The organism is Erwinia sp. INIA01 (assembly GCF_025947915.1).
Classification (GTDB): Bacteria; Pseudomonadota; Gammaproteobacteria; order Enterobacterales; family Enterobacteriaceae; genus Erwinia; species Erwinia coffeiphila.
The window spans coordinates 292,340-308,196 of the sequence record NZ_JAPDNC010000007.1; the positions used below are offsets into that span (position 1 = coordinate 292,340).

A 15,857-nucleotide genomic window follows, 5' to 3' on the forward strand; every position below is an offset into this window, starting at 1 on the left:
GTTTACTCCCACAGATTAATTGTTTCAGTTACGGGGGATGACTGGACGTCGGGCAGTTCGACCACCGTGCCATGTGGCAGCACTGCGCCGAGCTCGGCCAACCCCGGATTTGCGGCGAGCACCGACTCGAATACCCCCTCAGTACGCCCGTAATACCGGGCGCAAATCATGTCGAGCGTGTCGCCCTGTTGCGCGATGGTCTGCATCAGATTTGGCTCACGATGCAGCGGGGTTTGTCCTGGACGCGTGATACCGCCCAGCGCATGTCCCGCCATAACTCGTCGACAGTGGTATCGATACTGTCGGCTTTCTTGTCGCCTTTGGCGCTGGCATCCACACCGCGATAACGCTCGTAGAGCGTGGCGGTTGCCATTGAGGTGACGGCGCGCAGGTAATAGAAAACGCGCACGCTCTCGCCGTCGAGATCGTCAGCCGGCACGTCGGCCAGCTTGCTAAAACCTCCGGCAATCTGCTGTTCCCGCCACAAAAACAGCTCAGCGTTGGTTTCGGCGATGCCGGTTTTGATGGCCTCACGCAGCCGGGCCGGGGCGACGGTCTGCTCAAGGCGCATCCCTTCACGCACGCGTTTCGGGTCGATGTCAGGAAAGAAAAACGTATTTTTTATCACCGGCTCATCGCTGGCAGGCGGCGGGATGACCACCACGCCACCCGGCTGCGGCTCATCGTTCTTTTTAATAATCAGCGTCGTCATGACTACCTCTGAATAGGTGGGCGGTGGACGCCGGTCTCAGGTCGGGTAAATCACCCTCATCGACCGGCGTGCCGCCCTGGCGCGGGGCGCATTCTGTTAACCGGGGTTCTTTTTCGGTCGCCCACGTTTAGCCGGCACCGTGGTTTTCACGGCGCGCGGCGCTCTTGCCGGGGCTTTAATGACCGTTGCCGGTTTGGGCTTCAGCTCACGCTCAAGCCGTTCAATGTCTTTTTTGACGCCTGCCTGACAATCGAGCTGCATCGCTCGCTTGAGGTGGGCCAGCGCGTCGGCGGGCTGTTTGTTATCCCGCAACACCTGGCCGGTGATTTTGTGCAGTTTTGCGCGCACTTCATCAGGCATATCGGCGGCGGCGGTCAGCGCCAGCGTGTCGAGCAGCTGGCTGATGACGACCGGTTCACCGGCGGCATGGGCGCGCATGGCGGCGAGCGCCACCTCTTCGGTAAACATGTACTGCGGCGGGCGGCGGTGTTTGCCTGGCATGGTCAGACCGTACTTAAACGCGTAGCGGGCAATATCCATCGCGCCGCCGATATCGCCGACATCGAGACGCCACAGCATGACGGTCATCACGATGTCATCCTGCGCACCTTTGCCCTGTTCCAGCACGCCACTGACCCACGGCAGATAGAACGGCAGCAGCTCGCGCTTTTTCGTGGCTTTCAGCTCTTTACCAAAGATGGCTTTTAACGTGCGTTGGTCTGCGGCCAGCTTAACCAGCATCTGCTCGTAGGCAGTGGCATGCCGCAGCGGGTTGTTTTCCCGCTGCGCGGTTTCAATGGCCGAGACCCGCATCATGTGACGCTGTGCGGGGCTCGTCATCGGTTAGCCCTCCGGTTGCGCGGCAGAGAAATCGCCCAGCTTGATATTTTCAATGAAGCACCCGGCGGCGTAAGTTTCGACCACGTAATCGATGTTCATCGATTCGTAGTTTTCCACCTGGTCGAGTTTCGGGTTTTCGATGATGGAGCGGCGGTGACTTTCATCCATGAAATAGATGGACAGGTTATCGAGACGCGTCACCATAATCGCGTTCGCCGGGAAGTACGGCACACGGACGGCGGGCAGGTTGCCGATGCGTTTCTGGCTGATGATGATGTCAGCCGCGAGCGCTTCGCTGTTGGGCTGGTCTTTGTTGACGATCGGGAAATATTTGTCGGCCAGAAGCTTACGACCCACAATCGCGACAAGCTCCGAATCTTCCTGATAAATCTCGTCAATCAGGTTGTCGGTTGCATCCATGACCAGCGCATCGAGGTTAACGTAATCGCCGTTTTTACCCACGCGGATAACAGCGGAAACCACGTTCCCTTCCTCGTCGACGATTTTGCTCATCACACGGGTCGGCGCTTCATTGCGGTATTTCTGCGGCCAGCCGACGGCGACGTCCTGCAACATCGGATGAGCGGCGCGGTCAGAGGTTTCGGCGCGCTCAACGCCGTTGAACCCGGCCATGATGAAATCGAGCGCCTGCCGCTGGATGATGGCATCGCGAATACGGCGCTGGAAGTCCTGGAAGCGCGCCCACAAATCCAGCTTTTTATATTTGAAGTGGAAGTCAAAGTTGACCTGATCGCACTCGTATTTTTTGGACTCCAGCGCGGTAAAGTCGGCGGTTTTACGCTCCTGGCCGCTGTTGGTGTCCGTGGTGCTGGCGATGGTGCCATTGACGCCAACGCCAATTTTTTCACCCTTCAGCTCATCAACCGGCACAATATTAATTTTCTGCAAAAATGCCGAGGACATCTGCACCGTGTTCATCATGGTTTGCGTGACGGACGGCTCGACGTTGAATTTTTTACTCACGTCGGCCGGGTCGATGCCGTTCAGCTCGGCAACGCGGGACAGGTAGGCATTGAATTTAAAACGGGTTTCCTGACGCATAGTCTTTCCTGTTTGGTTAAATCGGGTTGTCTGACCGGGCAAGCCTGTCGCCCGGCGATAAATTCACGACCGTTTAGCAGTCGGTCAGCAGCTCGTCGCCACCGCCGCCGGTGGAGAGCTTGCGGCGTGGCTGCGTGGTGCTTTCGGTCGTATCCAGCGACGTTTTTAACTGGCTGAATGCCTGGCTGGTCTGGTCGGCCTTCGTGGTGACGTCCTGTTTCAGCGTCGCAAAGGCATTTTCCAGCGTGGCAAGGCGCTTCTCTGTGGCGGTGAGGTTTTCCTGCACGTGCTCGCTGACGGTCGTCACGGCTTCATGCACATCCTGAAAACGGGCGTCATCGCTGGCCTGTTTGCGGCTGAAGATCGCTTTCACTTTGTCGCTCAGGGCGGTAAAGACATTTTCCGCCTGGTCTTCAAACTCCAGTTCGGCGAGGGTGGCGACGGAAATCAGGTTGCCCGGCTCGGCTTTGAAGCGGTTGAGGGGGTTAAATTTGGCACCCCGGCAAAATTCGAGGTATTCGGTGCCGAGACTGGCCGGGTCATCGGTCACCGCCAGGCCGACCAGGTAGCATTTCCCGCTATTGGCGAAATTCGGCTGAATTTCCATTGAGGTGTAGACCTTCTGCAATTTTTTATTCATTGCGATCAGGTCATCGGTCGGGGTGATTTTGGCGAAAAGCGCCAGCTTGCCTTTCAGTACCGAATCGTCGTCAATCTTTTCAGACTTCAGCTCGACCACATCGCCGTAACGACTGAACGGGCCATCCGGCAGGATGCCTTTCAGGTGTTCGAGGTTAATGCGGCAACCGTAGACGCGGGGGTCAAAGGTCTCGGCCATTTCCTGAATATCCGTCGCGCTGATAACGCGGCCGTCACAGGTATCGCCTTCGACGCCGATGCGAAACCATTTTGAAACTTTTTTTGCCATTGTCAGGAGTCCTGATATCGGGTTAACGGGTCGGGGTTAGTTTCCCGACGTCGCCGCCCACTCGCCATCTGTCCCGGATGGCTTATCCCTCACACAACAGCACCTTAGCGATTCGCATCACCCGTTTCTTTAGCCTTGCCCTGTATCAATCACGGCGAGGCATCCATGACCATCACCACCGACACCACACTCTTAAACGACCCGCGACGCCAGGCGGCTTTGCTGTACTGGCAGGGGTTTTCCGTGCCGCAGATTGCCGAAATGTTGCAGACCAAACGCCCCACGGTGCAGAGCTGGAAGCAGCGCGACCAGTGGGACGAAACGGCACCGCTAAACCGGGTCGAAAGCACCCTGGAAGCCAGGCTGATTCAGCTCTACGCAAAGCCCAACCTGACGCCCCACGATTTCAAGGTGGCGGATTTTCTGGCCCGGCAGATGGAGCGCTTTGCGCGCATTAATCGCTATGGTCAGACCGGAAACGAGGTTGACCTTAATCCCAACGTGGCCAACCGCAACAAAGGCGACCGCAAAAAGCCGACAAAGAACTTTTTCAGCGACGAGGCTATCGAGAAACTGGAAGAGATTTTTTTCGCGGAGTCTTTCGAGTATCAGCTCCGCTGGCACCGCGCCGGGCTTGAGCACCGTATTCGCGACATTCTGAAATCGCGCCAGATTGGGGCGACGTTCTACTTTTCCCGCGAGGCGCTGCTGCATGCGCTGAAAACCGGCCATAACCAGATTTTCCTGTCAGCGAGTAAGACGCAGGCGTATGTATTCCGCGAGTACATCATTCAGTTTGCCCGCCGGGTCGATGTCGACCTGACCGGCGACCCGATTGTCATAGGCAACAACGGCGCAAAGCTGATTTTTCTCGGCACCAACTCAAACACCGCGCAGAGCCACAACGGCGACCTGTATGTCGACGAAATTTTCTGGATCCCCAACTTCCAGAAACTACGCAAAGTGTCGTCGGGCATGGCCTCACAAAGCCACCTGCGCAGCACCTACTTTTCGACACCTTCCACCCTGGCACACGGCGCTTACCCGTTCTGGTCGGGGGAATTATTCAACCGGGGCCGCGCCAGCGCCAGCGAGCGGGTTGACATCGATATCAGTCATGACGCGCTCGCCGCTGGTGTGGCGTGTCCTGACGGTCAGTGGCGGCAGATTGTCACCATTGAGGATGCGCTCGCCGGGGGCTGTACGCTGTTCAATCTGGAGCAACTCAAGCGCGAAAACAGCGTCGACGACTTCCGCAATCTGTTTATGTGCGAGTTCGTTGACGACAAGGCGTCGGTGTTCCCGTTCGAGGATTTGCAACGCTGCATGGTCGACAGTCTGGAAGAGTGGGAAGACTTTGCGCCGTTCGCCGACAACCCGTTCGGCTCCCGCCCGGTCTGGGTGGGATACGACCCTTCGCACAGCGGCGACAGCGCCGGGTGTGTGGTGCTCGCACCGCCGGTTGTCGCCGGGGGCAAGTTTCGCATTCTGGAGCGCCATCAGTGGAAAGGCATGGACTTTGCGACTCAGGCCGAATCCATCCGCCAGCTCACCGAAAAATACAACGTCGAGTACATCGGTATCGATGCGACCGGCCTCGGTATTGGCGTCTTCCAACTGGTTCGCTCGTTTTATCCCGCCGCCCGCGATATCCGCTACACGCCTGAAATGAAAACCGCAATGGTGCTGAAAGCAAAAGACGTTATCCGCCGTGGCTGTCTCGAATATGACGTCAGCGCCACCGACATCACCACCTCGTTTATGGCAATCCGTAAGACCATGACCAGCAGCGGGCGCAGCGCCACCTATGAGGCCAGCCGCACCGAGGAAGCCAGTCACGCGGACGTCGCCTGGGCGACCATGCATGCGCTGTTAAACGAACCGCTTACCGCTGGCAGCGGCCAGGTAACATCATCCATTCTGGAGTTCAACTGATGAGTAAATACAAAGGCCGCAAGCCACAGCCACAAAAGCGCCCGCGCAACATGAAAGACAGCGCGCCCCAAAAAATGGAGGCGTTTACCTTTGGTGAACCAAGCGCCGTGCTCGACCGCCGCGATATTCTGGATTACGTGGAATGCGTCAATAATGGCCGCTGGTTCGAACCGCCGGTCAGCTTTAACGGGCTGGCGAAAAGCCTGCGCGCCGCCGTTCATCACAGCTCGCCAATTTACGTTAAGCGCAACATTCTGGCCTCAACGTTTATTCCGCACCCGCTACTGTCACAACAGGACTTCAGCCGCTTCGCGCTTGATTTTCTGGTGTTTGGCAACGCGTTTTTAGAGCTCCGAAAGAGTGTCACCGGTCGCCCGCTGAAGCTGGAAGCGTCACCGGCTAAATACACGCGGCGTGGTATTGAAGATGATGTCTACTGGTGGGTGCCGTCATTTGACCAGCCGCACCCGTTCGCGCCGGGATCCGTATTCCACCTGCTGGAGCCGGACATCAACCAGGAGCTGTACGGCATGCCGGAATATCTCAGCGCGCTAAACTCCGCCTGGCTGAATGAAGCGGCGACGCTGTTCCGTCGCAAGTATTACCAGAACGGGGCGCATGCGGGTTACATCATGTATGTGACGGACGCCGCGCAAAGCGGTACCGATGTTGAGGCGTTGCGCGATGCGATGCGCAGTTCGAAGGGGCTCGGCAACTTCAAAAATCTGTTTTTCTACGCACCGCACGGAAAACCAGACGGCATTAAAATTGTGCCGCTCAGTGAGGTGGCAACGAAAGACGATTTCTTCAATATCAAAAAGGTCAGCGCCGCCGACCTGCTCGACGCTCACCGCATCCCGTTCCAGCTGATGGGCGGCAAGCCGGAAAACGTCGGTTCGCTCGGCGATATCGAGAAGGTGGCAAAGGTGTTTGTCCGTAACGAGCTCATCCCGCTACAAGACCGGATGCGCGAGGTCAACGCTTGGGCCGGTCAGGAGGTGATCCGGTTCAAAAGTTACACCCTCGACACCGAAAGTGACTGATTTCTGCCGCCTCCGGGCGGTTTTTTCTTACCCCCACGCCTGACCGCCTCAGAAGCCCGTCACTCCCTCAAACACCCCCGCACCACCCACCGACACCCTCGCGAACCTGCGCGGCACAACGACGCGCTCAGGCTGCGAAAATAAATGCGCAAAAGTACGCTGGCGCGCAGTGCTTTCCCCGCCTCGCCTGCCCGCTTCGTGGGTCGGAATTAATGCAACTGCAACAGGTCATCGGATCCGCGCCAGCTCTGGCGGCGATCGTCAAATTATGAGGGAAAGTCTGCATGCAGAATGATGCACTTAATGCATGCACGGCCATAAGGATGGAAATTATCGGATAAAAAAGGGATTTTCTAACGCCTCGCACAGTGCGAGTTGTTCAACCCCGACGACGCAAAAAGCCAGTTTTTGCGCCATCGCGGTTAGCATGTTTAACGCCAGCTTTCGTCTTCCCATACTTCCTGAAGGATATCATCCAACGCTTCACGGTCTGACTCCTGGTCGAACCCAACTAGCTCTACGCCTGTCATTGATCCTTTTTTTACAGTCACTCGCGTTGATGGGAAAATTGATTGCACCCGTCGGGTCAATTCGCACTGAAAAGCATCAACAACTTGTTGCCCAATTTTTTGGTCTTTATCCAACGTGATGTTAACCCTCACTTCGCCCCCTTTTTTTAATCTTTGTTCAACAGGAGCGGGAGCGAAAACAACAGAAAAAGAGTTGTTTTTCATCAAGTTCCCTCTCGCAATTTCCGCAATTAAATTCAAAGCTATTTCACGATCTCTTTCCTGACAAACACCCTCTGTTGTCAGACGCGCAATCATCTCGACCCGTTCAATCATGACTTGCTCGTTTAACTCTCTATCCACACAACCTCCTACACGGGGATACTGTATAAATATACAGTAGCACGTATCGATAAAAATATGAAAGAAAAAAGTTACGCCACAAAAGGTCGTATGTGCATGATATGGATGTGAATTAGTTACAGTCTCAACTTAGTAACTGACGCTAACCCCGCGACTCGATTTAGGATTTGTCTGCCCCGTGCCAGATTTGACGGTGCTGCCGGGAAAATTTCACCGGTTGCGGAACCACGGCACCATTTGCCGTTTATGCAACTTTTGCCACCGGCCATCAGGTGCAGGGCCTCCCCCCGGCTGATGGTTTCGCCGGTCGTGAGCTGAATCTCGTCTATTGTTCTGTCAATGGCTGCGCGTTGTTTATCTGTTCCGTGGACAAAATCACGCCTGGTGACCCGTTTTTTGTCTCTGAGTCTGGCCGTTAGCTTCCGCCTTTCACTTCGACTCAACGGTTTGGATAAATCCAGCTCCGGCGGATCGCTTTCGCTTCCCGTACAGTTATTGACAGAACTCCGAGAGGGCGCAGGAGCGCCCTGAAGGTCAACGGCCAAATCAACGGCACGCTTCGGCACAATCTTCCACTGAGTGAGACGGGTCATAATCGGGGTATCGGCACCGATGGCAGAGTCGTAAACGCCACGAATGCAGACCGTCTCCTCGCCGTACTGATTAAACTCGGTACGTGGTTCGTACAACGTGCGCACCTGCAAATCGTCGCGGCGAACAAATGGCCCGCCCTGGGCGTTAACGTAACCAGCCCAATCACCGGCGTCAGCTGCATCATGCACAGCAGCAAACTCAACACTCAGACCATGCGCGGTCTCAGTATCAGCAAGGCGGCGTAGTTCGCGATAGACCGTCACAGGCGCACCTCCGACAAATTGAAACTGACGAATATGCCAGCGCGCGGCCCAGGCAGAAACGGCGGGCGCAGTCTCTTTCAACAGTTCGCCGCTTTCGTCGTCGAGCTCGCCATCAAGTGCATAGCCGTCGATGTTTTTGGAAATGTATTTAGCGACATAGCCGGTAGCGCTGCCCTTTTCCGGGTCGATGGCCTCAGCATGAAAGCGTGCTTTTTTGGCTTTATCGCTTCTCAGTTCGTGGCGGTCTTCCTCCCACGCATAATCACGGATGATGAGGCGCACACGCTCGACATCTTCCGGCAACATGAACATAAGCATGTGCCAGTGGGGGGTGCCATCGTGGTGGGGTTCTGCTACGCGGATCCCGAAAATACGTATCTCTTCACGGTGCAGCTTCGCGCGGATGCGCGCCCATAAGCCAGTAAGGTAACTCTGCGTGTCCGACGGGCTGGAGCCGTTCCATTTGCTGTTACGGTAGCCCGCTTTGGTGGTGGCGTGGTATTTAGACGGCGCGGTCAGGGTGTAAAACTCCCCTACATAACCGAGTTCATTGCAGATATTTTCAAACCCACGGATGCGGGTCATCAGCTCACAGCGGCGTATTGCAGGGTTAGCGACTGAACCGTCATATTTTTCTATAAGGCTGATGCGGTTGCCGTCTTCGTCTTCGAGATCCAGTCCCTTGAGAAATTCACGCGTGCGGCGCTTCTGCTCGCGCCAGTCAGTCACGCAGTTTTTACTCGCGTAGGCGTGTCTTTTCTTGCTGACGTTGCCAACGGCAATTTGCAAGTGTTCGCGCCATGCAGCAGCAATACGACGCAAACGGCCACGCCACCAAACCTCATTAAACATACGGGTGATGGATGGGGCGATTTCATCCTCACCGACATATTTCTTTGTCACCCGCTCCCAATGCGGCGGGGTAACGTTGAATTGCAGGGAAATTAAACCAGCGCGCATGTACCAGGTGTACAACGTTTTAAGCTCGCTAAATCCGGTGTCATCAATGTCGGCCAGCTCAGAGCGAATGAAATTAGCGACATCAGCGGCCAAAAGGTCGATATCGGCGCGTGACATGTCCGGGAGTCGGTTATATCTGGCAACCATATTGACCATGCGTGACGCCAGATATTGCATAAGCCGGGTATCAAAATGACCACCAAAAACGGCGGCTGATACGTTGCTATTGATACCCACGCACTCGTATTTTTTTGCGACCAGTTCAAGACGTGGCAATGCCTTTTTGCAGAAGCTGATTAAAAAAGCATTGGCTCGTTGACTGCCCTGATTTTGCTCCAGCACCGCAGCGGTGCGATAGACGTCAAAGCGCACGCACTCGGGCTGGAGAGAAAGCACCTTTCTCGCATGCAGCAAAGCCGCGAACATACGGTCGCGGCGATGCTGTTGGTCATAGGTAAGATATGGGCTGGCTATTGCCGACCGTGGAGCGTTCCACGGGTAAGCATAGTTAACGCTTACCTGCATAGCTCCCCCATTTGCCTACGCTGTATGCTTAGCATCACATAGCCAGGAGCCCACTCGTTAAGGTCAGCTACATGAGTCACCAGTACGTAGACAAACGCGCCTGTAAACCCGACCTTTTGCGGTTCATACTCGCAGGGGCCGTACTCGTTTAAGCAAAGTAAGTCCCCTACAGCAAACGCACGGTCAGCAAGACGAAACTCTGCTTTTTTCGTTCCATTGATGACAGCCTGAAAAAACTCAGGCCGAATTTTTAGTTGATGTGTTTTTCTCATGCCGCCGCCTTGATTGAGGAGGCGCACATTTCTCCGATACGCTTAATCTCAGCGGCCATTTCCTCAATTGAGGTGATGGTCGACTGCTGGATGTGATGATGAATCAGGCCGGAAATAAGCTGTTCGATTTTCGGATAGTAGCCGATAGTATCAAGCCACTCCTCGCCAGCTTTACGGCCGCTTTTTGCGACCTTTTTCTCGCTCAAAATGAATTGATACTGGTCGCTGTTAATAATCCATTTGTCGCCGATTTCGATGCGGAGGCTCATGCTGCACCGCCTTGCGCTAAAGCTTTAATGACACCTAATGTCATTTTGCAATCTGCTAAAGCACGGTGTGCCCGCCCTTCAACCACAACCCCTTCATGCGCGGCGGCATCGACTAACTTATGCCATTTATAACCGTGATATCTCCCCGGCTCGCCACGATATTCTGCATATAACATCATGGCGCACAGGGAGTGATCTATAAATGAAGATAGCCCGTCAGTCCCTAATCCATTTAATTCCGCTGTTTGACGTATCAGGCGAGTATCATAATCAGCATTATAAATAACGAAACCATAATTAAAGAACAGATTGGCTACTGCACCGTGAACATCTTTCCAAGTTGGAGCATGAGCAACCATTTCATTGGTAATGCCGTGAACAGCAATAACCTCATCAGGGATAGGCTTAGTAGGTTTAATTAGCGTGTTAAGCATAATAAAACCATTTTTATCTATAATGCAGATTTCAACGATTTCCGCATCGTCACCCAACCCAGTAGTTTCGGTATCAATAAATAAGTATCCATCATTAAGCCAACGTTTGGCATGCTGACTAATTGTCGTATTAATAATGCTCATACAGCACCTCCGTTATAGTGTTTACCTTTAAGCTCTGCGATTTCCTTACAGGTGACACATAGCGCAACGCCCTGAATTGCAATGCGGCGTTCCTCCGGGATTGGGGCTTCACACTCTTCGCAGGTAAAACGAGAAGGCGCAGCGATATGGCTGCGCGCGTTGTTGATAAGGCGCTCGCGTTCTGCCTGCTCGCGCTGTTGTGCGATATCCATTGCATCGGCCATTAGTGCAGCTCCTGAGATTCGTTTTCGTAGCGGGTGGCTTCGCGGCGCAGCAGTTCAGCCGCTTCTATGGCGCTCATACCTTTGTTAGCGATATGGGTTGCCAGCGCCTCAAGGCGAATGGAAACAGCGAGCGCGCGACCTTTACGCTCTTCACGTTTTGCAATACCGATAACCTCAAGAAGCAGGTCGGTATTTTCTTTAGGTTCTGAAGCTTGTTTGTGCATTCTTAATCTCCTGATTTCGGGCAATAAGAAGCCCGGCGGGTTTACGCCATTAATTACGGGTTTGTTTAATTAGCTAAAAAGCATTCATGGATGGAAATATGCCGGGGCAGAATCCCACCCCAGCGGGAAATTTTATTCATTGACGCAATAATCAGCTTGCGGCGATCCATATCAAAATACTCATATGGTTTGCCGACTTCATCAGAGCGAAACACGCCCGGATTATTTCGATTAGCAAGCGTTAAAACCACAAACTTAAAATCTTCATCAAGCTTATTGAAATTACGCAGCGCCTTATTTTCTGTTGCTTTCAGTTTTTGATGAAACCGTGCGAAACACTCTTCGCCGGTCATGGTCTTCGGTTGCTCAGTAGAACAATCAGCATTGCTAAAAAGCTTGCTCGCCTGGGTGTCATGAGCTGAAATTCTTTCGTTCATTTTGCCCCCATTAATGCATTTAAAAGCCGCTTAACCGCAGAGACTTTTTTTGCTGTTAAGCCGTTCAACAATTCGGACTGAGAGCTGCAAGGGTGCCAGCGCTGGCCATCGCTACCCATTATCCAGCCGTGCCCGTAGTGCATGGATGGGCTACGTTTTTTGAGCAGAGAGGCGAATGACGGTTCGTTAGTCAACATAAGCACCTCAAATCAAACCGAATGACGCGCCGATGCCGCTGACGGTGTCGACAACACTCGTCATAGCCGGGTTAGCCTGGAGCCGGGCCTGCAATGCCATTGCCGACAGCGATAGCATGCGAATACCCGCGTTTACGCTCGCAATCATGTTTTGCTTACGGGCCGGGGTAAGGCGGTCGCCTGAAACGGCACCGCTCGCCAGTTTGCCGAGTTCACTCATGGCGCGCATGACGTAGGATTGCAGTTTCTCTTTTGCCAGTTCGTTAACCGGCACGCATGGCAGACAATGGATCTGCGCCAGAAAACCATCGACGAGGGTCGAGTCTTCGGTCAGGTCTGTCAGCGTCCAGATTTCTCGCGGCGTTAACTGGTGCGGCTGTTCCGGGTTGAGTTTGTTGTAAAGCGTATGCGGCTTGATACCGGCTTTATCGGCCAGCTCTTTCACGTTATGCGTGGCCGCGAATTTTCTGCATGCATCATCAAAGTGTGCATGTGACGAAACGCGAAAATCTAACATGTTTAGGCTCCCTCTAATCACTATGATTATTTACACGTTAAGTGAAATGTCGCATTCACTCAGAGCTTGAATAGTCAGAGCTGCCATGTTGACTTCAACCAGGCCCTTAGTCTGTTTACCCTTTGGTTTGATTGGTAACTTTCCGTATTCAATCAGGTTCTTAGCTGTTTCTTTGTTAGTGCCAGTACGGCGGCAATACTCATCAAGTGGCAGGTAAGGCTCAGGGATGACGATTGTAATGTTTGGTCGCATAAGGCAAACTCCGCTGGTTAACCTGTACGGCAATACAGGGCAATAATGGGCAATGTTTCTTTAAACCTACAAAGCGGAGTTTAATATCACTCCACGAAAACTTGCAAGGATAAGTTTTCATGAAGCTACAAATTGATTTTTCACAAGGCGGAAATGACACCTTAGATCGCGTCATTGAGGCGTATGGATTCAGAACTAAAGTCGCTCTTGCAGAACATTTAGGGATAGCGAGTAGTAGCCTTGCTAATCGATATAAGAGGGACTTTTTCCCAGCAGATATCGTGGTTCGCTGCATGGCTGAGACGGGCGCTACGCTTGAGTGGCTGGTTACCGGGAATGGGCCAAAGTTTGACGGCGAAGACCTCGATATTCTGAGAGTTTCCAGACAAAAAATTGTCGATGGTCAGCTTTACGACTCAGGGGTTCTTATGTTGGATAAAGCTACATTTTTGCCAGGAAAAGCAGTGCCAACGAAACCTCTTTGTGTCATTGAAAGCTCAACGACGTATGTTATCGAGAGGGAGTTTTCAGAGGTGTTTGATGGTGAATGGCTTGTCGATATTGAAGGTAAAACAAGCGTAAGGACACTGACCCGGATCCCAGTAAAGAAAGTTCGTGTTAGCGGCGCTGGCGCGGCTTTTGACTGTTCCATTGATGACATAAGCGTTATCGGGCGTGTGGTGCTAACAATAATCAGCGGATGATTAGTTATGACCGTTCGAAAATTAAGTGATGGGCAATGGGTCGCTGACTTTTATACAGTTAATCGTAGCGATGGTAAGCAGGGTAAAAGAGTCCGTAAAAAATTCTCTACTAAAGGGGAAGCTCTTGCATTCGAAAACTTCACAATGCAAAAGGTTGATGACTCCCCCTGGCTAGGTGATGGCAAAGATCGCCGTCGTCTTTCCGACCTCGTTCACCTTTGGTTTGACCGTCACGGAATTACCCTAAAAGATGGCGAGAAAAGAAAGAAATCCATGCTATGGGCGGCGGAGTGCATGGGCTCCCCACTTGCTAGCGAATTTAGCGCCCAGCTATTTACCGCATACCGCGCAAAAAGGCTTGAAGGGCATTTCGCTCGCACAAAGAGAATTAGCCAAGTATCGCCACGGACGATGAACCTTGAACACGCTTACTTTTTAGCTGTCTTTAATGAACTAAAACGATTAGGTGAGTGGGCACCACCCAACCCCCTAGAAAATGTCAGGCAATTTCGTACTGAAGAAAGCGAGATGTCATATCTCACAGCTGAGCAGATTGAATCGCTGTTAAAAGAGTGCCGCAACAGTTCTGCTGAAGACCTGGAGATAATCGTTAAAATTTGCCTGGCAACTGGAGCGAGATGGAGTGAAGCAGAAAGCCTAAAGCGTTCTCAGGTTTCCTCGGGGAAGATCACTTATATTAAGACTAAGGGTAAAAAGAATCGAACAATACCCATATCGGCCGAGCTAATGGGGGAACTTCCCAAAAAGAATGGCGCGCTATTTACCCCGTGCTATTACGCCTTTAGAAATGCTCTAGATCGCGCAGGGATAGAGCTTCCCCCAGGCCAGTTAACTCATGTCTTGCGGCATACGTTCGCCAGCCACTTTATGATGAACGGCGGGAACATCCTCGTATTGCAAAAGATACTGGGGCACACCGATATAAAAATGACAATGAGATATGCACACTTCGCCCCCAACCATCTTGAGGATGCTGTCAGACTCAACCCTTTAGATTGTCGCAAAAGTGTCGCAGCAACTTAGAATTATTGCCCTATATTGCCTTATATATTTTTATTAACGGCATGATTATTAAGTAAGTTATTGTTTTTTGTTTGGCCTTCATGATTCTCATAATCGCCTGGCCTGAATAAAGAGCGACAGGTGTAAGTATCCCGGTAAAACGGGCCATTCACTTTTAGAGATCTTCCGACATACTGACTATGTCCCCTGAGGAGAGCGCTATGCGTAAGATCCGATTTACCGAACACCAGATTATCGCCGTTCTGAAGTCCGTCGAAGCCGGACGAACCGTCAAGGATGTCTGCCGTGAGGCCGCTATATCCGAAGCCAGCTACTACAACTGGAAGGCGAAATATGGCGGGATGGAAGCCGCTGATATCAAAAAGATAAAAGATCTTGAAGACGAAAATCGTCGCCTGAAGCAGATGTTTGCCGACCTGAGCCTGGAATGCCGGGCGCTGAAAGACGTTATCGAAAAAAAGCTTTAAAACCAGCGATAAAGCGTGAGCTCGTCAGCTATCTGACCGCACAGTTTACGATGAGCATACGCCAGGCATGCAGGACGTTATCGCTGAGCAGGACGGTGTTTCGCTATCAACCGGATACGCGACGTGATGAACCGGTGATCCAGAGGCTGACTGAAGCGGCTGAACGCTATCCGCGCTACGGCTTTAAGAAGCTTTTTCAGGTGCTTCGCAGGCAGGGCCACGTCTGGAACCACAAGCGGGTACACCGGATTTACTGCCTGCTGAAACTGAATTTCCGGCGTAAGGGTAAACAACGTCTGCCGGTGCGTAATCCGGCTCCGCTGGCCACGCCGGAAGCACTTAACCAGAGCTGGTCGATTGATTTTATGCACGACGCCCTGACATGTGGCAGACGCTTTCGGACCTTCAACGTCGTGGATGATTTTAACCGCGAGGCTCTGGCGATAGAAATTGACCTGAATATTCCGGCGCAACGGGTTGTGCGGGTGCTGGACAGGATTGTGGCAAACCGTGGCTATCCGCTGAAGATGCGGATGGACAACGGGCCAGAGCTGGTCTCACTGGTTCTGGCGCAATGGGCTGAGGAGCACGGTGTGTTGCTGGACTTTATTAAGCCGGGTAAGCCGACGCAGAACGCGTTTATCGAACGCTTTAACCGGACGTACCGGACAGAAATCCTGGATTTTTATCTGTTCAGAACGCTGAACGAAGCACGGGAAATCACGGAGCGCTGGCTGACGGAATACAACAGTGAGCGGCCCCATGAATCCCTGAATAACCTGACGCCGGAAGAGTACCGGATGCTGGCTGAGAAACCGGAAATCTCAAAAAGTGTGTGGAACTAAAACGGGTGTACTTACACTCTTTCAGGTGCTCCGCAGGCGGGGAAATGTATGGAATCACAAGCGTGTTCACCGGATTTACTGCCTTCTAAAACT

At 52.9% G+C, this 15,857-nt stretch carries 21 protein-coding genes; 5 read left to right on the forward strand and 16 right to left on the reverse strand.

The features are described from left to right. Positions 1-2 precede the first annotated feature (2 nt). The 5 genes from OMR58_RS14725 to OMR58_RS14745 form a co-directional block, all read right to left on the reverse strand. The gene (locus OMR58_RS14725; protein ID WP_040230947.1) at positions 3-206 is read right to left on the reverse strand and encodes a tail protein X; all 204 of its coding nucleotides are present in this window, start codon (positions 204-206) and stop codon (positions 3-5) included. Next, positions 206-712, reverse strand: coding sequence for a head completion/stabilization protein (locus tag OMR58_RS14730; protein WP_009309691.1), 507 nt, complete (start codon positions 710-712; stop codon positions 206-208). The genes OMR58_RS14725 and OMR58_RS14730 overlap by 1 nt, the downstream gene beginning before the upstream one ends. Positions 713-808: 96 nt before the next feature. Then, positions 809-1,552, reverse strand: a complete 744-nt coding sequence (locus tag OMR58_RS14735) for a phage terminase small subunit (RefSeq protein ID WP_085318958.1) — start codon at positions 1,550-1,552, stop codon at positions 809-811. Positions 1,553-1,555: 3 nt separating this feature from the next. Continuing rightward, positions 1,556-2,614 carry a phage major capsid protein, P2 family gene (locus tag OMR58_RS14740; protein WP_057222561.1) on the reverse strand — a complete coding sequence of 353 codons (1,059 nt, stop codon included), beginning with the start codon at positions 2,612-2,614 and terminating at the stop codon, positions 1,556-1,558. A gap of 73 nt (positions 2,615-2,687) precedes the next feature. After that, complete coding sequence (locus tag OMR58_RS14745) at positions 2,688-3,542, reverse strand: GPO family capsid scaffolding protein (RefSeq protein WP_057222562.1); 855 nt, start codon at positions 3,540-3,542, stop codon at positions 2,688-2,690. Positions 3,543-3,707: 165 nt separating this feature from the next. Here OMR58_RS14745 and OMR58_RS14750 point away from each other — a divergent pair, with 165 nt between their 5' ends. Together OMR58_RS14750 and OMR58_RS14755 are read left to right on the forward strand one after the other, a co-directional pair. After that, entirely contained in the window at positions 3,708-5,477 is a 1,770-nt protein-coding gene (locus OMR58_RS14750; protein ID WP_073511251.1) for a terminase ATPase subunit family protein, read from the forward strand. Next, positions 5,477-6,520 (forward strand): phage portal protein, encoded by a 1,044-nt coding sequence (locus OMR58_RS14755; RefSeq protein ID WP_004195876.1) that lies wholly within the window; start codon positions 5,477-5,479, stop codon positions 6,518-6,520. Before OMR58_RS14750 ends, OMR58_RS14755 begins: the two co-directional genes overlap by 1 nt. A gap of 431 nt (positions 6,521-6,951) precedes the next feature. Here the strand turns inward: OMR58_RS14755 and OMR58_RS14760 are convergent, their stop codons facing one another. The 11 genes from OMR58_RS14760 to OMR58_RS14810 form a co-directional block, all read right to left on the reverse strand. Continuing rightward, positions 6,952-7,392, reverse strand: a complete 441-nt coding sequence (locus OMR58_RS14760) for a DinI-like family protein (protein ID WP_225322553.1) — start codon at positions 7,390-7,392, stop codon at positions 6,952-6,954. Between the two features lie 116 nt (positions 7,393-7,508). Beyond that, positions 7,509-9,734 carry a replication endonuclease gene (locus OMR58_RS14765; RefSeq protein ID WP_264546287.1) on the reverse strand — a complete coding sequence of 742 codons (2,226 nt, stop codon included), beginning with the start codon at positions 9,732-9,734 and terminating at the stop codon, positions 7,509-7,511. Continuing rightward, positions 9,725-10,006, reverse strand: coding sequence for a DUF3850 domain-containing protein (locus tag OMR58_RS14770; RefSeq protein ID WP_057222568.1), 282 nt, complete (start codon positions 10,004-10,006; stop codon positions 9,725-9,727). The genes OMR58_RS14765 and OMR58_RS14770 overlap by 10 nt, the downstream gene beginning before the upstream one ends. Then, positions 10,003-10,275, reverse strand: coding sequence for a DUF5405 family protein (locus OMR58_RS14775; protein ID WP_057222569.1), 273 nt, complete (start codon positions 10,273-10,275; stop codon positions 10,003-10,005). The genes OMR58_RS14770 and OMR58_RS14775 overlap by 4 nt, the downstream gene beginning before the upstream one ends. Continuing rightward, entirely contained in the window at positions 10,272-10,853 is a 582-nt protein-coding gene (locus OMR58_RS14780) for a 3'-5' exonuclease (protein WP_225322552.1), read from the reverse strand. The genes OMR58_RS14775 and OMR58_RS14780 overlap by 4 nt, the downstream gene beginning before the upstream one ends. Beyond that, complete coding sequence (locus OMR58_RS14785) at positions 10,850-11,077, reverse strand: TraR/DksA family transcriptional regulator (RefSeq protein ID WP_023317535.1); 228 nt, start codon at positions 11,075-11,077, stop codon at positions 10,850-10,852. The genes OMR58_RS14780 and OMR58_RS14785 overlap by 4 nt, the downstream gene beginning before the upstream one ends. Continuing rightward, entirely contained in the window at positions 11,077-11,301 is a 225-nt protein-coding gene (locus OMR58_RS14790) for a DUF2732 family protein (protein WP_019725386.1), read from the reverse strand. Before OMR58_RS14790 ends, OMR58_RS14785 begins: the two co-directional genes overlap by 1 nt. Before the next feature lie 65 nt (positions 11,302-11,366). Continuing rightward, entirely contained in the window at positions 11,367-11,654 is a 288-nt protein-coding gene (locus OMR58_RS14795; protein WP_050496846.1) for a hypothetical protein, read from the reverse strand. 80 nt (positions 11,655-11,734) lie between these two features. After that, complete coding sequence (locus OMR58_RS14800; protein WP_040165606.1) at positions 11,735-11,935, reverse strand: phage filamentation protein Fil family protein; 201 nt, start codon at positions 11,933-11,935, stop codon at positions 11,735-11,737. Positions 11,936-11,942: 7 nt separating this feature from the next. Beyond that, positions 11,943-12,452 (reverse strand): phage regulatory CII family protein, encoded by a 510-nt coding sequence (locus OMR58_RS14805; protein WP_057222571.1) that lies wholly within the window; start codon positions 12,450-12,452, stop codon positions 11,943-11,945. 30 nt (positions 12,453-12,482) lie between these two features. Continuing rightward, positions 12,483-12,704 (reverse strand): hypothetical protein, encoded by a 222-nt coding sequence (locus OMR58_RS14810; protein WP_004195891.1) that lies wholly within the window; start codon positions 12,702-12,704, stop codon positions 12,483-12,485. A 119-nt stretch (positions 12,705-12,823) separates the two neighbouring features. Here OMR58_RS14810 and OMR58_RS14815 point away from each other — a divergent pair, with 119 nt between their 5' ends. The 3 genes from OMR58_RS14815 to OMR58_RS14825 all read left to right on the forward strand — a co-directional run bounded on the left by OMR58_RS14815 (position 12,824) and on the right by OMR58_RS14825 (position 15,764). Beyond that, the gene (locus OMR58_RS14815; RefSeq protein WP_057222572.1) at positions 12,824-13,408 is read left to right on the forward strand and encodes a phage repressor protein CI; all 585 of its coding nucleotides are present in this window, start codon (positions 12,824-12,826) and stop codon (positions 13,406-13,408) included. Between the two features lie 6 nt (positions 13,409-13,414). After that, entirely contained in the window at positions 13,415-14,452 is a 1,038-nt protein-coding gene (locus OMR58_RS14820) for a phage integrase (protein WP_048335354.1), read from the forward strand. 200 nt (positions 14,453-14,652) lie between these two features. Further along, positions 14,653-15,764 (forward strand): IS3 family transposase gene (locus OMR58_RS14825; RefSeq protein WP_264546288.1). Its coding sequence is split into 2 segments (ribosomal slippage): positions 14,653-14,914 and positions 14,914-15,764, totalling 1,113 coding nucleotides; the frame shifts between segments, so codons are not numbered across the junction. The last annotated feature ends 93 nt before the right edge of the window (positions 15,765-15,857 follow it).

Excerpts from the sequence above, each read along its gene's own strand:
- OMR58_RS14725 (WP_040230947.1), bottom strand. The coding sequence starts at position 206 with ATGCAGACCATCGCGCAACAGGGCGACACGCTCGACATGATTTGCGCC.
- OMR58_RS14730 (WP_009309691.1), bottom strand. The coding sequence starts at position 712 with ATGACGACGCTGATTATTAAAAAGAACGATGAGCCGCAGCCGGGTGGC.
- OMR58_RS14735 (WP_085318958.1), bottom strand. The coding sequence starts at position 1,552 with ATGACGAGCCCCGCACAGCGTCACATGATGCGGGTCTCGGCCATTGAA.
- OMR58_RS14740 (WP_057222561.1), bottom strand. The coding sequence starts at position 2,614 with ATGCGTCAGGAAACCCGTTTTAAATTCAATGCCTACCTGTCCCGCGTT.
- OMR58_RS14745 (WP_057222562.1), bottom strand. The coding sequence starts at position 3,542 with ATGGCAAAAAAAGTTTCAAAATGGTTTCGCATCGGCGTCGAAGGCGAT.
- OMR58_RS14750 (WP_073511251.1), top strand. The coding sequence starts at position 3,708 with ATGACCATCACCACCGACACCACACTCTTAAACGACCCGCGACGCCAG.
- OMR58_RS14755 (WP_004195876.1), top strand. The coding sequence starts at position 5,477 with ATGAGTAAATACAAAGGCCGCAAGCCACAGCCACAAAAGCGCCCGCGC.
- OMR58_RS14765 (WP_264546287.1), bottom strand. The coding sequence starts at position 9,734 with ATGCAGGTAAGCGTTAACTATGCTTACCCGTGGAACGCTCCACGGTCG.
- OMR58_RS14770 (WP_057222568.1), bottom strand. The coding sequence starts at position 10,006 with ATGAGAAAAACACATCAACTAAAAATTCGGCCTGAGTTTTTTCAGGCT.
- OMR58_RS14775 (WP_057222569.1), bottom strand. The coding sequence starts at position 10,275 with ATGAGCCTCCGCATCGAAATCGGCGACAAATGGATTATTAACAGCGAC.
- OMR58_RS14780 (WP_225322552.1), bottom strand. The coding sequence starts at position 10,853 with ATGAGCATTATTAATACGACAATTAGTCAGCATGCCAAACGTTGGCTT.
- OMR58_RS14785 (WP_023317535.1), bottom strand. The coding sequence starts at position 11,077 with ATGGCCGATGCAATGGATATCGCACAACAGCGCGAGCAGGCAGAACGC.
- OMR58_RS14790 (WP_019725386.1), bottom strand. The coding sequence starts at position 11,301 with ATGCACAAACAAGCTTCAGAACCTAAAGAAAATACCGACCTGCTTCTT.
- OMR58_RS14795 (WP_050496846.1), bottom strand. The coding sequence starts at position 11,654 with ATGACCGGCGAAGAGTGTTTCGCACGGTTTCATCAAAAACTGAAAGCA.
- OMR58_RS14800 (WP_040165606.1), bottom strand. The coding sequence starts at position 11,935 with ATGTTGACTAACGAACCGTCATTCGCCTCTCTGCTCAAAAAACGTAGC.
- OMR58_RS14805 (WP_057222571.1), bottom strand. The coding sequence starts at position 12,452 with ATGTTAGATTTTCGCGTTTCGTCACATGCACACTTTGATGATGCATGC.
- OMR58_RS14810 (WP_004195891.1), bottom strand. The coding sequence starts at position 12,704 with ATGCGACCAAACATTACAATCGTCATCCCTGAGCCTTACCTGCCACTT.
- OMR58_RS14815 (WP_057222572.1), top strand. The coding sequence starts at position 12,824 with ATGAAGCTACAAATTGATTTTTCACAAGGCGGAAATGACACCTTAGAT.
- OMR58_RS14820 (WP_048335354.1), top strand. The coding sequence starts at position 13,415 with ATGACCGTTCGAAAATTAAGTGATGGGCAATGGGTCGCTGACTTTTAT.